At 43.7% G+C, this 14290-nt stretch carries 13 protein-coding genes; 5 read left to right on the top strand and 8 right to left on the bottom strand.

Annotated features, from left to right (window positions below; translation table 11 throughout):
• Positions 1–21: 21 nt before the first annotated feature.
• From cysW to ACI2IW_RS10035, 4 genes are all read right to left on the bottom strand, one after another.
• Positions 22–972, bottom strand: a complete 951-nt coding sequence (gene cysW / locus ACI2IW_RS10050) for a sulfate ABC transporter permease subunit CysW (protein WP_404693557.1) — start codon at positions 970–972, stop codon at positions 22–24.
• 1 nt (position 973) lies between these two features.
• The gene (gene cysT / locus ACI2IW_RS10045; protein ID WP_057760265.1) at positions 974–1858 is read right to left on the bottom strand and encodes a sulfate ABC transporter permease subunit CysT; all 885 of its coding nucleotides are present in this window, start codon (positions 1856–1858) and stop codon (positions 974–976) included.
• A gap of 223 nt (positions 1859–2081) precedes the next feature.
• Positions 2082–3173, bottom strand: a complete 1092-nt coding sequence (locus ACI2IW_RS10040; protein ID WP_404693556.1) for a sulfate ABC transporter substrate-binding protein — start codon at positions 3171–3173, stop codon at positions 2082–2084.
• A gap of 268 nt (positions 3174–3441) precedes the next feature.
• Positions 3442–4569, bottom strand: coding sequence for a sulfate ABC transporter substrate-binding protein (locus ACI2IW_RS10035; RefSeq protein ID WP_404693555.1), 1128 nt, complete (start codon positions 4567–4569; stop codon positions 3442–3444).
• 408 nt (positions 4570–4977) lie between these two features.
• Between ACI2IW_RS10035 and ACI2IW_RS10030 the strand changes: the two genes are divergently transcribed.
• The gene (locus ACI2IW_RS10030) at positions 4978–5517 is read left to right on the top strand and encodes a hypothetical protein (RefSeq protein ID WP_404693554.1); all 540 of its coding nucleotides are present in this window, start codon (positions 4978–4980) and stop codon (positions 5515–5517) included.
• Positions 5518–5651: 134 nt separating this feature from the next.
• Here ACI2IW_RS10030 and sat read toward each other — a convergent pair whose 3' ends face one another.
• The gene (sat, locus tag ACI2IW_RS10025; protein ID WP_404693553.1) at positions 5652–6914 is read right to left on the bottom strand and encodes a sulfate adenylyltransferase; all 1263 of its coding nucleotides are present in this window, start codon (positions 6912–6914) and stop codon (positions 5652–5654) included.
• A 343-nt stretch (positions 6915–7257) separates the two neighbouring features.
• Between sat and ACI2IW_RS10020 the strand changes: the two genes are divergently transcribed.
• The 3 genes from ACI2IW_RS10020 to ACI2IW_RS10010 all read left to right on the top strand — a co-directional run bounded on the left by ACI2IW_RS10020 (position 7258) and on the right by ACI2IW_RS10010 (position 10285).
• On the top strand, positions 7258–8949 hold the full coding sequence (locus tag ACI2IW_RS10020; protein ID WP_404693552.1) for a nitrite/sulfite reductase: 1692 nt from the start codon (positions 7258–7260) through the stop codon (positions 8947–8949).
• A complete protein-coding gene (locus ACI2IW_RS10015; protein ID WP_404693551.1) occupies positions 8942–9562 on the top strand; it encodes a DUF934 domain-containing protein in 621 nt (206 codons plus the stop codon). The genes ACI2IW_RS10020 and ACI2IW_RS10015 overlap by 8 nt, the downstream gene beginning before the upstream one ends.
• 84 nt (positions 9563–9646) lie before the next feature.
• Positions 9647–10285 carry a phosphoadenosine phosphosulfate reductase family protein gene (locus ACI2IW_RS10010; protein WP_114700031.1) on the top strand — a complete coding sequence of 213 codons (639 nt, stop codon included), beginning with the start codon at positions 9647–9649 and terminating at the stop codon, positions 10283–10285.
• 73 nt (positions 10286–10358) lie between these two features.
• Here the strand turns inward: ACI2IW_RS10010 and ACI2IW_RS10005 are convergent, their stop codons facing one another.
• A complete protein-coding gene (locus ACI2IW_RS10005) occupies positions 10359–10868 on the bottom strand; it encodes a WG repeat-containing protein (protein ID WP_404693550.1) in 510 nt (169 codons plus the stop codon).
• 4 nt (positions 10869–10872) lie between these two features.
• Positions 10873–11328, bottom strand: coding sequence for a WG repeat-containing protein (locus ACI2IW_RS10000; RefSeq protein WP_404693549.1), 456 nt, complete (start codon positions 11326–11328; stop codon positions 10873–10875).
• A gap of 235 nt (positions 11329–11563) precedes the next feature.
• On the opposite strand from ACI2IW_RS10000, the gene cysG reads away from it, so the two are divergent.
• Positions 11564–13204, top strand: coding sequence for a siroheme synthase CysG (cysG, locus tag ACI2IW_RS09995; protein ID WP_404693548.1), 1641 nt, complete (start codon positions 11564–11566; stop codon positions 13202–13204).
• Positions 13205–13295: 91 nt separating this feature from the next.
• On the opposite strand, the gene ACI2IW_RS09990 is transcribed toward cysG, so the two are convergent.
• Entirely contained in the window at positions 13296–14279 is a 984-nt protein-coding gene (locus tag ACI2IW_RS09990; protein WP_404693547.1) for a glycosyltransferase, read from the bottom strand.
• Between the last annotated feature and the right edge of the window lie 11 nt (positions 14280–14290).

Here is a 14290-nt window from a genome sequence, read left to right as displayed (position 1 = left end):
TCATTTATCAGATAATGGCAGTTATACCTTGCCAGTACTGTCCGCGCTTACCGATTCAGTGGCGGCCGTTGCGTTGGCACTCACTGGCAGTTCAGGTGCGCTGGCGAGCCGCTCAGACTTGGCAAATTTACGTTCTTGTATCTTGGTCATGACTTGTTGAATCAGTAGCGTCACCAAGGCCAATGCAGCCAATATGCTCGATAAGGCAAACGCAGCGGTAAAGTTATAATCGTTATAGGCAATCTCAACCAATAGCGGCATGGTGTTGGTCTCGCCGCGAATGTGACCAGAAACCACGCTTACCGCACCAAACTCACCCATCGCACGGGCATTGGTCAAAATCAAACCATATAGCAGCGCCCATTTGATATTAGGCAATGTTACATGCCAAAACGTCTGCCAACCAGTCGCGCCTAATGTTAGCGCTGCTTGCTCTTCAGAGTCGCCTTGAGTCTGCATCAATGGAATCAGCTCACGTGCAACAAACGGAAAGGTCACAAATAGTGTAGCCAAAATAATACCAGGCACTGCATATATTACTTGGAAACCCATACTCTCAAGCCAGCCACCAATAGTAGAGTTCAGTCCAAACAGCAGCACAAACATCAAACCTGCAACCACTGGCGATACCGAAAATGGTAAATCTAGCAAAGTGGTGACCAGCTGCTTACCTTTAAACTGGTAACGCGTGACCAACCATGCAATTGCGATGCCCATTACCATATTAATTGGCAAGACAATACCTGCCGTGATAAGCGTCAGCTTGATGGCTTGCAAAGCTTCAGGGTCTACTAATGAAGCAATATACAACTGCCAACCATTTTTAAAAGCTTCATAAAACACAGCCAGTAATGGAATGACCAACATGACAACCATGAATAACACCGCAATGGCAATAAAGGTACGACGTATCCATGGGGTATCTTTGGTCGCAGCGTTGCTTTGGTAGTCGTAGCTATTAGATATTTGCATATTAGCGAGCTCCTACACGGCGCGACAGTTTCCACTGCATGATATTAATGGTCAGCAAGATGACAAATGATATGAGTAGCATAAATAGTGCAACCGCAGAAGCACCTTGAATATCAAACTGCTCAAGTTTACTGATAATGATAAGCGGCAAAATCTCAGACTGCATCGGAATATTACCCGCGATAAAGATAACTGAACCATACTCGCCAGTGGCACGAGCAAACATCATACCTGCACCCATCAGCAAGGCTGGCAATAGTTCTGGCAAAATCACTTTACGAAAAGTCGTCAGACGATTAGCGCCCAATACCGCAGCCGCTTCTTCAAACTCAACGGACAGCTCAGCGAGTACTGGCTGCACCGCGCGGACAATAAAGGGGAAGCTCACCACAACTAGTGCTAGCCAAATACCTATCGGCGTAAAAGCGACTTGAATATCGAACTTGGCAAACCATTGACCGATCAAGCCATTAGGCGCATACAAAGTGGCAAGCGAGATACCTGTAACGGCCGTTGGTAGTGCAAATGGCAAATCCACCAAGGCATTAATCAGTGACTTACCCCAAAACTCATAGCGGACAAGCACCCATGCGACTAGTGTGCCAAATACCATATTGGTCAGCATCGCCAAAAAAGACATCCATAAGCTCAGCTTGATAGCGGCAGTGACTTGTGGCTGAGTAATGGTTTCCCAAAAGCCCGTCCAACCCATCTGCGTCGTGGTATAAGCCATCATGGCAAACGGTAGTACCACCAATAACGACAAGCTAAAGACAGTAATACCCATGCTCAGACCGAAGCCGGGTAGCACATTGCGCTGACGCAAACGGGTCAGCCAACCTTTTTTGTTGCCGGGCTTACTGGCAGAAGAAGATGTTGCACTCATAGTGATGTCCTATTGCCTAACTGATGGTACTTAGCGAGGGTGCTCACTGTAAGACCATTATTACCATTGTTATCAAAATTATTATTGGTCGGCTTATGATATAAAGGACATAGTGCGTACGACCATGTCCTTTATGGGGTGCTTCATGACTGACTGCACGATTAACTGAGTTAATCCGTTTCAGTGTTTAACGCAGTAGCTGCTCTAACTACTTAGCTCGCGATTACTGAGGCGCATTAATTGCCAATTGGTCAAATACACCACCATCACTGAAGTAAGTGCTCATGATCTCATCCCATGTGCCAAAGGCATCGTTCGGGCGGAAAGTCTCAACTGGCGGTAATTTGTCACCGTTTTTGTCAAGCACGCTCTTAACGCTAGGACGTAGATATAGATTGGCCGCTAGCTGCTGAGCAGGCTCACTCCATAAGTAATCAAGATACGCTTTGGCAGCGTCTGTAGTGCCTTTTTTATCTGTTACCGTCTTCACAACTGCCACAGGGCTTTCTGACTTGATCGAGTATTTTGGATAAACGATGTCTACTTGACCTGCACCAAAATCAGTCGCTGCAAGGTTGGCTTCGTTTTCAAACGTGACCAATACATCACCAATACCGCGCTGTACGAAAGTCGTTGTCGCGGCACGTCCGCCGTTCTCATAGACTTTGACATTTTTTAGCATGTCTTTTACGTAGCCTTTAGCTTTTGTTTCATCTTGATTAAAAGCATGTAGACCGTAACCATATGCACCCAAGAACGCATAACGACCGTTACCTGTGACCTTTGGATTGGCCATGACGATCTCAATACCATCTTTGGTCAAATCTTCCCAGTCTTTGATATTTTTTGGATTGTCTTTACGCACCAAAAATACGATCGTACTAGTAAACGGCACCGCGTTGTCTGGGAATTTGCTTTCCCAATCTGACTCAACTAAGCCTTTTTTCTCAAGCAGCTCAATATCAGAGCCTTGGTTCATGGTGGCAACATCGGCTTGTAGACCGTTGGCAACAGACAATGCTTGCTTACTTGAGCCGCCATGTGACTGTTTGATTAGGATATTGCTGTCTGGGTTTTCAGCTTTGTAGTGCTCAACAAACAATGGGTTATAGTCTTTATAGAAGTCACGTGCCACATCGTATGAGACATTAAGTAGCTCGATATTTTGCCCTTCTGTCGTCGCTGAACCATCAGCTGCGGCCTCAGTAGTCTCACTGTTGCTACAGCCAGCTAGACCAAGAGTCAAAGCAACACCAGCAATACTCAGGGCACTAAGAGTTTTACTTTTCTGTTGATAACGAGCTACGTCTGTCATAAATACCTCAAAGATGTCTGTTGTGTAATGCAAGTATGCTAACAGCGCCATCTTATTATGTTTAATGATGAATATGCGTATGTTATTGCCAAAAGGGAATAACCAGTAAACAAAGCCAGATATATCAATAAGTTGTCAAAAGAATCTATATGTATAACTGACTGTTTGTTTATTGATGGTTTGAATGCTGACATGCGCCCTATCTATCTTGTCCGCGTTTCATTGAAAGCAGCTAAGATAGATAGTTCTATAAACTAAAAATTAACGACTACTTAGTACTTGCCAGCTGATCAAAACGGCCGCCATCTACAAAGAAAGCATCCATAATCTCTGCCCATGAGCCAAACACAGCCACAGGTTCAAACGTCTCAATATCAGGCAAAGTATCTTTGTGAGCAGCTAGGATTTGCTCATCACTTGGACGCATATACATTTTTGCCATGAGCTCTTGGGCAGGCTTATCCCATAAACCTTTCAGATAAGCATTAGCTGCTTCTGTCTTACCAGATTTTTCAGTCACTGCCGTTACGACTGCTACTGGGTTGGCAATCGTAATCGAATAGCTCGGATATACGATGTCAACGTTACCCTTTGCAAATTGTTGGGCAGTCAAATGTGCTTCGTTTTCGGTCGTGATCAGCACATCACCTAAACCACGCTGAGTAAAGCTGGTCGTTGCAGCGCGTGCACCGTTATCATAAGTGACGACGTTGGCCAGTAGTTTTTTGATAAAGTCATTGGTTTTTACAGGATTTTCATTACTGCTTTCTTTGAATTGGTGTAAGCCGTAGCCATAAGCACCCAAGAAGGCATAACGCGCTGTGCCACTGGTTTTCGGGTTCGGGATGACCACATCGACATCATTACGTGCCAAATCTGACCAGTCTTTTATGTTTTTTGGATTACCAGCGCGAACCAGTAATACCATGGTGCTAGTATACGGCACGGCATTATTTGGTAGTGCTTGTTGCCAGTCAGCAGCGACCAAGCCTTTTTCCACCAACAGATTCATATCGCTCTCTTGGTTAAAGGTCACTACATCCGCTTGCAAACCATTGGCGACAGAGAGCGCCTGCTTACTAGAGCCGCCATGTGACTGATTGATATTTACTTTGCTATTTGGATGAGTCTTCTGATAGTCGGTACTGAATAAGGTGTTGTAGTCTTTATAAAAGTCGCGAGACACATCATAGGAAACGTTGAGTAAATTGACATCTTGCGTCTCGCCACTGGCATTATTCGTCGCGTCATCTTGCGTCGCTTCTGTTGGACTACAGCCTGTCATTATCATCGCTGCTGCGAGCATACCGCTGGTGGCAAGTACACGCGCTTTTACAGGCTTATTATTAGTTGATTGAATGCTAGCAATGCTGATTTGTTGGAATTTTTTTTGCATGATGCTCTCGATAAAAGTATTAGAAGCGTTTTGTCAAAATCTTGACCATCATCACAGAGCCTACAATCTTTTGAGTTCGGTTGTCGGGATGATGCAAGCTATGCTAGCAGCATAAATAGCAAACGCTTAGTGACGAATTAGCTTATCGACTAGTGAAGTTGGCATAAGTGATAGGAGCAATCGTTTTGCATCGTTAAGAATAAAATGAGTTGAATAGTTGCTGGCAGGTTTATTAAGTAGACTATGATTTGGGTAGGCTGTACCATTATTTGTACGTCATAAAGTTTGCTGTATCAATGATACTTTCATTATCCCGATACTATGCAAACCTTACTCTCCTACTTGACCAAAGGCCCTTATATGAATACTTCATACCATCAATTTCATTCTATTGTAGGGCTAATAATAATGACCTCTACCCTAGCTGCTTTAACAGGCTGTAATAACGTGTCGCCCACTATGAACAGCGCTAACCACAGCAAGGTCAAATCAGTTGCCAGTACAACATCTACCTTGCTAGCTATTCAAGGTAATATCTTAGGTGACAATGTCTCAGCAGACAGATTTTCAACAGATAAAGTTTCAACAAACAAGGTTTCAGCGGATTACGCTACTGCCGACTACGACAAACGAGCGCAAGGCTATGATTGGGTTGGCGTGATGGTACGAGCAGATGGTGATCGACAGATTGACATTAAAGTTCGCTCACGCAACGATATCAAAAAACCTACTTGTCATTTCGATGGTAAGGCGACATTAATGGGGCAAGATACTGCTCACGGTACGATTTTTCAGGCAAAGGTAAATGGCAGTACGACTTTTTTCCAATTTAAGGACGACACCCTCATCATCGACAGCCCAGATAAGTATGCACTGAACTATTTTTGCTCAGGTGGCGGCTCGCTTGCTGGAGAATATAAGAAGCTAGCAGTAGGTTTAGATATTTAATAGTCATCGCTAGCATGTGTTAAGTTGTTTTCCATTTTAAAAATAGTGATAAAAACAAAAAGGTGCCAGACAATAAGTCTGACACCTTTTTTACGACTGATTCAGTACGAGTTATTTATACTGATGATCTGCCCTTATACCGCAGATGCACCCGTTAATTTCACCTCAGCACGCTCTTCTTTTGCGATACCAGCATAGTAGTCACGCAAAATCTGTAGTACTTCTGGACGGCTAAAGTTATCTGGTACATCTTCGTCTTCTGATAGCGCTTTACGCAGCTTGGTACCTGACACTTTAACGTGCTCAGAGGCGTTATGCGGGCAAGTCTTGTCAGAGGCCATCGCATTACAAGCATTACACCAGAACGTCCAGCCAATTTTGAGCGGCTGAGTGATAAGGTCATCTTTACCAACGTGCTCAAAAATAGTTTGCGCATCAAACGCACCGTAGTAATCGCCAACACCCGCATGATCACGACCGACAATCAGATGGCTACAGCCGTAGTTTTGACGGAATAGCGCATGTAATAATGCCTCACGTGGACCAGCATAGCGCATATCCAATGGATAGCCCGCTTGAATAACGGTATCTTGTCTAAAGTAGTTATCAATTAGCGTTTTGATGGCTTCTTGACGAACTTCTGCTGGGATGTCGCCAGGTTTCAATGCGCCTAATAATGAATGAATCAATACACCATCACAGATTTCAATTGCAATTTTAGCCAGATACTCATGTGAGCGGTGCATTGGATTACGCGTTTGGAATGCCGCCACTGTTTTCCAGCCTTTAGCATCCAAAATTGCGCGCGTTTCTGCTGGCGTTTTGTAGATTTCTGGATATAACGTTGGGAACTCACCTTCGCTAAGTACTTCAACACTACCGGCAATATTGACGGCTTCTTGGTTCAATACTTGTTGTACGCCTGGATGCTCTGAATCCGTGGTCGTAAATACTTGCTGACACTCGTGCTCTTTATCGATGGTATAAGTCTCTTCTACCGTCAAGATACCCATGACTTCACCATCTTGAGCGACCAATGCTACTTTGTCACCTTGGCTCAAATTATCCGCAGTCTCTTTTGGCGCAGACAAGGTGATAGGGATTGGCCAAAATAAACCTGCGTTTTCGCCGCTTTGCAAGCGCATGTTGTCTACTACGCCCTGCCAGTCCGCTTGATTCATAAAACCATTTAACGGAGTAAAACCACCAATACCGAACATGATTAAATCACCGCGCTCACGTGAGCTTAGGGTGATGGTAGGCAATGTGCTGGCAAGCTCTAATGCTTGATCGCGTGCTGCACCGTTTAATAATAGTGGCTTAAGCTCTGCACTACCGTGTGGAGGAACCAGCTTTGATTTGAATTGGGATTGGGTTGGGCTTTGAGTTTGAGACATATAGTTATTAAAACCTCTTATAAAAAGAATGGTTGGAAGAGATGAGCAAAAATGCAAAAATGATTAAATTTACAAAACTGAGAAGAAAGCCGTCGATATATAATAAATAGCGTACTAACGATTGGGCATTAAATTTGATACGCATAGGCTACCTAACTTTCGTTATGAAAATTTATGCTGTGTTTGGATATGGATATGTCTGAAAGGAATTTATGTTTCTGGGTACAAGCTTATATGATGTATAGCTGAATTATTTACATTGCGAACGGCAATAAAACCTATTACACACGCAAATCATTTTCGTCGCTGATTTTAAGATTAAAAACAAAACTGAGATTACGTCATGTATCAATATAATTACGCTGACCAGACTTTGGTAGAGGAACGAGTTGCCCAATTTCGCGACCAAACCGAGCGGTTTTTGGCAGGTGAGCTGCCAGAAGAGCAGTTTTTGCCATTACGGTTGCAAAACGGCCTATACATCCAGCGTTATGCGCCGATGTTGCGTATCGCGATTCCTTACGGTTTGCTTGCCAGCTACCAGTTGCGCAAACTGGCCGAAATTACTCGCAAATATGATAAAGGCTATGGACACTTCACGACGCGTACCAATATCCAGCTGAACTGGCCAAAGCTAGAAGATGTGCCAGATATTTTGGCTGAATTAGCCTCAGTACAGATGCATGCTATCCAAACCTCGGGCAACTGTATTCGTAATACCACTACCGATCCATATGCTGGTATTCATAAAGAAGAAATCGCTGATCCACGTCCTTATTGTGAAATTATTCGTCAGTGGTCAACCTTCCACCCTGAGTTTGCTTTTTTGCCGCGTAAATTTAAGATTGCTGTCATCGGCACTAATGATGACCGCGCGGCAACCCAAGTACATGATGTCGGTCTACACGTAAAAACCAATGATGAAGGTGAGATTGGTTTTGAAGTATTGGTTGGTGGCGGTCTTGGACGTATCCCTGTTCTTGGTAAAGTCATCAATAAATTCTTGCCACGTCAGCATCTGCTGAGTTATTTAGACGCCATCTTGCGTGTCTATAACTTGCACGGTCGCCGTGACAAAGGCAGCAAATACAGATCACGTATCAAAATTTTGGTCGAAAGCATGGGCGGTCCAGCCTTTGCCAAATTGGTCAATGCTGAGTGGGAAGCTCATACCAAAGATGGCCCGCTTACTTTGACTGATGAGAATTTTGCAACGGCAACTGGCTTCTTTAGTGAACCTGACTATGCATCATTCGACGCACTACAAGTACAGTCTGAGCTACAACAGCAACTAAACGCTGATAAAGACTTTGCCAATTGGTACAACCAAAACACCGTCGCTCATAAAGTAGCTGGTTATCGTGCCGTGGTTATTTCTCTCAAAGCAGGCTTGGTCGATGGCAAATATGTACCATCTGGTGATGTCAGTGAATCACAGATGGATGCCTTGGCTGATCTTTCTGACAAGTATAGCTTTGGTGAGCTGCGTGGTACTTATCAGCAGAATCTAGTATTCGCTGATGTGGAGACCAATAAGCTTTATGAATTGTGGCAGCAGCTATCAGAGTTGCATTTAGCGCGCGCAAACATCAATACCCTAACGGATATGATTGTCTGCCCAGGTTGGGATTACTGCTCGCTTGCCAATGCAACGACGCACAACATCGCTGAGCAAATCGAAAAACAGTTCGATGACTTAGACTATCTATATGATTTGGGTGAGATTCGCCTGAACATGTCTGGCTGTATCAATGCTTGTGCGCACCATCATACAGGCGATATTGGTATCTTGGGCGTCGATAAAAAAGGCGAACATTGGTATCAGATCAGCCTTGGCGGCAACTCTAGCGACGATGCCAAACTTGGTAAAATCCTAGGAAAATCTGTGCCTGCCCTTGAGGTCGCAAACACCATACAGCAGATCGTTGATGTCTATGTGGACTTACGTGCCAGCACTGATAATGATGTAGAAAGCTTTGGTCAATTGGTTGAGCGCGTTGGTATTGATCCATTTAAGGAGAAGGTCTATGGCTAATCACCATATTTTGGACAGTCATGGCGTCGATATTGGCAGTCAAGATACATGGCATGTACTCACCACTGATGCACTGCCAGAAAGCATTGTATCGACTAACGTTACGTTGCTTGAGCTACTACAAAAACAAGAGAAGCCGGACGTCATCGTGCCACTCGTTGATCTATTAGATACGACAGGCGCACAAGCTGGTGGGCTGATCAAAGAAGTTTATGAGCTGATCGTACAGCACAGTAGCCGACTTGGATTGTGGGTTACTGCCGATACTGACGCTGATGCACTAGAAGGACTTAGTGAGTTCTTATCAACGCACGCGCTTATCGTGATTGATGTGCCTAAGTTCGCTGATGGTCGTCACTTTAGCTTTGCACGTACGCTGCGCCAAATCGGTTATACAGGCGAGATTCGAGTGGCTGGCGCGTTTGGCCGCGATCAAATTGCTTATATGCTACGCACTGGGGTTGATAGCTTTGTATTGAGCGAGCATGACCTAGAAGCCGATTCTAAGTTTGGCATTGAGCAAGCCTTTACTGCCCTTGCCAGTAGCTATGACGGTCGAAGCGCTTCAGATTTACCGATGTTTGCACAATCGTCAGAGACTTCAGTCGCATAGCTGTCGCATTGACCATTAATTTTATAGTAATGCCCGATATTTTTAATCAACACTTTTATATTAACAACAATTAAGGAATGTATTATGAGCCAATTACACCCAAACCTAGATCTTGACCAAGCCAACCAAGACCTGCAAGGTAAATCACCTGAGCAAATCGTTGAGTGGGCACTGACTCAAGCAAAAAACCCAATCATTACGACCAACTTCCGTCCGTATGAGTCAGCGATTTTGCATTTGGTTGCTAAACAGCGTCCTGATATCACGGTATTGTGGGTAGACTCAGGCTACAACACTGATGCTACTTATCAATTTGCCAACAAGCTTATCCATGACTTGAACCTAAACGTCGTTACTTATATTCCTAAGCAAACGGCTGCACACCGTGACGCGACGATGAATGGTATTCCAGGTATCGATAACCCACAGCATGACGAGTTCACTGAGCAAGTTAAACTTGAGCCGTTCCGCCGTGCGTTAGATGAGCTAAAGCCAGACGTGTGGTTCAATGCTATTCGTAAAGACCAAACTGAGTTCCGCCAAGGTCTTGACGTACTTAGCTTATCAAAAGACGGCGTGCTAAAAGTAGCGCCATTGTTTGAAAAAACAGATGCTGATTTAGATGTATATCTAGAAGAGCATAACTTGCCAAACGAGCATGACTACTTTGATCCAACTAAGGTAGAAGAAAGCCGTGAGTGTGGTTTGCATACTCAGCTGTAATTTTAGCTGTTTATGAATTTGAAAAGCCCTTTCTTTCATTTAAGAAAGGGCTTTTTTCAGTTTTTCATTGGACTTAAAACTTTTTTTCTACACGTTTACCTTGTCTATTAATGTAGAACCATTCACCATCTTTTTTGACATAGGCGGTACCATCTTTAAAAGGATCAATAAATGGAATGTCATCATAGTCTAATTCAATTGCTACATCACCATTTTTGTCAATAAATCCATGCTTACCGTTATCATAGACAAGTGCTAATCCGTTAATGAAGGGGAAGACCATTGTATAGTCTAGCTCTTTGACTACTTGATTCGACCTATTAATGATCATAAACTTATCATCATTATTAACGACGGCTAAACCACCTGAAAACCAAGTCACACTATAATATTCAATGGGTATCACGATATTATTTAGCCTATCTATAAATCCGAACTTTTCATTTTTTTCAACCGCTGCTAGGCCTTCTGTAAAGGAAATAGTAGAATCATATTCATAAGGAATAATTAACTTATTATTAATATCAATGTATCCATACTTCCCTTCGTTCTCAACTGCAGATAAACCCTCATTAAAACCCATTAAATCATCGTACATTATCGGAATATATCTGTCCCTGTTTATCAATGACTCCTCTTCTATTATCTACCCCAACTACAGCTAAACCGTCTTCAAATGGATAAGTAAGGCTGTATTTGAGAGGTATAACAACTTCACCCTGCATATTAATGTATCCGGATAAGTTATCCTTATGAACACTTGCTAGACCTTCTACAAAAGCAATTGGAAAGTCATACTGTGTTGGTATTTTTATCACACCTTGCTTATCGATGAATCCATACTTACTACCTTTTATTACGGGCGCGAGTTCACCATCAAACTCACAGTGTTCATCAAATACAACCCCATTTGGTAACTTATAACCTTCAGCCAACGCGCATTCTGCTAGTACATCTGAACTAACTAGCAACCCTAAAATCAGTCCGAAAAAGACAGTACTTGATTTTTTTAGTCTATTAAACGTATTGTTTTGACTCATCATGATGCATTCATAATTGTTCTGAATTAAAAAATATAAAATTATGCCCTTCTAAACCTCTAGTACGCCTATCATGTCTCATAAAACCTATTCCCTTTCTCACAAAAAACCATCATTAACATGACAAAAACGAATATGCTAATGCCAATTCATTAGGTGAGACTGTGCCTGTGATACCGCATAATGGCGGCATCCCTCAAATCCTTTTATAATAAACAATTAAATATATGGTGACATTATGAACACCTTCCCGCTATTTTTTAAATTAGAAGACCGTAAAGTGCTCATCGTGGGCGGCGGCGAAGTGGCACTGCGTAAAGCTGACTTACTCAGCCGTGCAGGTGCCTGTATCGCTATACTTGCACCTGATATCAGCCACGAGCTACAAGCCTTGCTAACTGACGATAAGCACCAGTTTATCTATGAGAATTATAACAAAACCTATATGGTAGGCGCACGCGTAATCATTGCCGCGACTGACGATGAAACACTCAATCACCAGATTCATGCAGATGCGACTGAGCTAAACATTCCAGTCAATGTGGTCGACACGCCGCACTTATGTGACTTTATCTTTCCAGCCATTATCGATCGTAATCCTATCGTGATTGGTATTTCATCAAACGGTAAAGCGCCGGTACTGGCACGTCTATTACGGGCCCGCCTTGAGACATTAATCCCGCAAGGCTATGGTAAGTTGGCAAAGCTGGCTGGTGACTTCCGTAGTGAAGTTAAAGCCAAAATACCAACACTCACGGGACGTCGTCAGTTTTGGGAGCGTGCGTTTGAAGGTCAGGTCAGTCAGCTGATGTTCGCCGGTAATGAAACTGAAGCCACTGCACAACTGCAAGCCGATTTGGATAGTACCGCAGCGGCTATCAGTAAGAAAAGCGACGATGCAAATGCGGTGAAAGAGTCAGACACGATTACTGCTACTCTATCTGATGAATCAGAAAAAGAGTTACCAGCCGTTGGTGAAGTCTATATTGTGGGCGCAGGCCCTGGTGATCCAGAGCTGTTGACATTTAAAGCGCTGCGTCTGATGCAGCAAGCGGATATTGTATTTTATGACGCGCTCGTATCACCGCAAGTATTGGACTTATGCCGCCGTGACGCGGACAAAGTATTTGTCGGTAAGAAACGCAGTAATCATACAGTTGCGCAATTAGGTATCAATGAGCTACTCGTCAATCATGCGAAACAGGGTCGCCGTGTCGTTCGCTTAAAAGGTGGCGATCCGTTTATCTTTGGTCGCGGAGGAGAAGAGATAGAAAGCTTACGAGCGCATGGCGTCCCGTATCAGGTAGTGCCAGGCATTACCGCTGCCAATGCCGCCGCTAGCTATGCAGGCGTTCCCTTAACTCACCGTGATCATTCACAATCAGTGCGCTTTGTGACGGGGTTTCTGAAGGCTGGCGCGCCCAACAGTAATTTTAAGAACTTCTTGAATACTGATGAGACAGTGGTGTTTTATATGGGTCTGCATTCGCTGGCTCGTTTGACTGAAGGCTTGGTTGATGCAGGACGCAGTAACGAGACGCCGATTGCTATCGTCTCTAATGCGAGTATGCCCAATCAGCAGGTATTGACAGGTACGCTTGCAACGATTGTTGCCAAACAAGAGCAAGCTCAGCTACCAACGCCTGCTCTACTTATCATGGGCGACGTGGTCAGCTTGCATCATGATTTGGCTTGGTATAATTTACAAAATCAGCAGCACAACCAAAACAGCGATGACATAGCTAAAAATTGGTTGCGTGAAGGATCGAGAGGCGAAGCAGTAACACAACCGATAGATCAACAAGCTCATGCCCTATCTATGGTCGCAAATCTTGCAACGCAGCAAGAAGGTGGCCCAGAGCAATTGATTGTTGACTAGAGTAGACATAAACATTTTAAAAGAAACCCCCGTGCTAAGGTTACCTAGCACGGGGGTTTTTGATCAATAGTTTTCTAACAATACAAACTATTTATAAATCAATAAAATCAATAATATGCTGTAGCCATTGATCATAGTTATAGTTCTCTAGTACATGATGACTGGCATAGCGCATCATCTCTATCTGCTGCTTGGTATAGCCTCTCGATAGCTGTGCAAATAGCTCATCTGCCTGCTCGCGACTCTCAACCACCTCGCACATCCCTTCAAACCGTGTATTGATGGATACGCTAGGGTTGCTAACAGCCAGTCTTCCACATGCCATAATCTCAATCAAACGACGAGAAAACATGCTTGGCGAGTCAGTCACTGTATTTACGTTAATACAGTGTGAGTACTGACGATATATATCACCCGTTTGATTATGAGGGACGTTGGGAAAGACTGTGGTATTGGGCAGATCTGGGTAACGGTATACGTCAGGGTTACGATCTGAGTTACGATCTATGATGTCTAGTCCATAGGGCGATGCTGCACTGAATATCCTATCTTGCCACTGCTGGCGAGCGTTATGAATATGCTTACTGTAACTGCCGATAAATAGACTCTTGCGGTAACGCGGCGGTGATATAGCAGGATAGTGAAACTTAGGCTGTACCGCAAAGGGCAATACCCCTACTTTTACTTTATCACCCAATATCGCTTGGTATCTATCTACACAATTGGAATCAACCGTCAACACATATTTAAATAAACTGGCTGAATCGATAAAGCGATTAAAGTGAGCACCATCTTCTTTATTCCAAAACACAGCAGGCACATTGTACTTGTCTGCCAGCTCCAACAGTTTGCGCAGCTCGACATTGTTACGCTCAGGATAGTCAGGGTAATTGGCTATCTTATAGCGCCATGATTCTTTACACCCTCGCCAAGCAGACTCAACAACTATTAGATCAGGCTTTTTATTGCGCCATATCTGATAACGAAGATTTTGTTCTACAACCTTAATCGCACTAGTGGCTTTTAAAGACTGGGCAGTCAACTCATCACTTACTAACGCTAGTTTTAGTATCACTGTAACCTCAG

The organism is Psychrobacter sp. NPDC078501 (assembly GCF_044900935.1).
Lineage (GTDB): Bacteria > Pseudomonadota > Gammaproteobacteria > Pseudomonadales > Moraxellaceae > Psychrobacter.
Note: the sequence above shows the minus strand (reverse complement) of the source record. Positions and strands in the feature narration are given on the sequence as shown.

What these genes read in the sequence shown, in the direction of transcription:
- ACI2IW_RS10015 (WP_404693551.1), top strand. Translation starts at nt 8,942, where the DNA reads ATGGCTAATCACCATATTTTGGACAGTCATGGCGTCGATATTGGCAGT.
- cysW (WP_404693557.1), bottom strand. Translation starts at nt 972, where the DNA reads ATGCAAATATCTAATAGCTACGACTACCAAAGCAACGCTGCGACCAAA.
- ACI2IW_RS10000 (WP_404693549.1), bottom strand. Translation starts at nt 11,328, where the DNA reads ATGATGAGTCAAAACAATACGTTTAATAGACTAAAAAAATCAAGTACT.
- ACI2IW_RS10020 (WP_404693552.1), top strand. Translation starts at nt 7,258, where the DNA reads ATGTATCAATATAATTACGCTGACCAGACTTTGGTAGAGGAACGAGTT.
- cysG (WP_404693548.1), top strand. Translation starts at nt 11,564, where the DNA reads ATGAACACCTTCCCGCTATTTTTTAAATTAGAAGACCGTAAAGTGCTC.
- ACI2IW_RS10040 (WP_404693556.1), bottom strand. Translation starts at nt 3,173, where the DNA reads ATGACAGACGTAGCTCGTTATCAACAGAAAAGTAAAACTCTTAGTGCC.
- sat (WP_404693553.1), bottom strand. Translation starts at nt 6,914, where the DNA reads ATGTCTCAAACTCAAAGCCCAACCCAATCCCAATTCAAATCAAAGCTG.
- ACI2IW_RS10005 (WP_404693550.1), bottom strand. Translation starts at nt 10,868, where the DNA reads ATGGGTTTTAATGAGGGTTTATCTGCAGTTGAGAACGAAGGGAAGTAT.
- cysT (WP_057760265.1), bottom strand. Translation starts at nt 1,858, where the DNA reads ATGAGTGCAACATCTTCTTCTGCCAGTAAGCCCGGCAACAAAAAAGGT.
- ACI2IW_RS10035 (WP_404693555.1), bottom strand. Translation starts at nt 4,569, where the DNA reads ATGCAAAAAAAATTCCAACAAATCAGCATTGCTAGCATTCAATCAACT.
- ACI2IW_RS10030 (WP_404693554.1), top strand. Translation starts at nt 4,978, where the DNA reads ATGACCTCTACCCTAGCTGCTTTAACAGGCTGTAATAACGTGTCGCCC.
- ACI2IW_RS10010 (WP_114700031.1), top strand. Translation starts at nt 9,647, where the DNA reads ATGAGCCAATTACACCCAAACCTAGATCTTGACCAAGCCAACCAAGAC.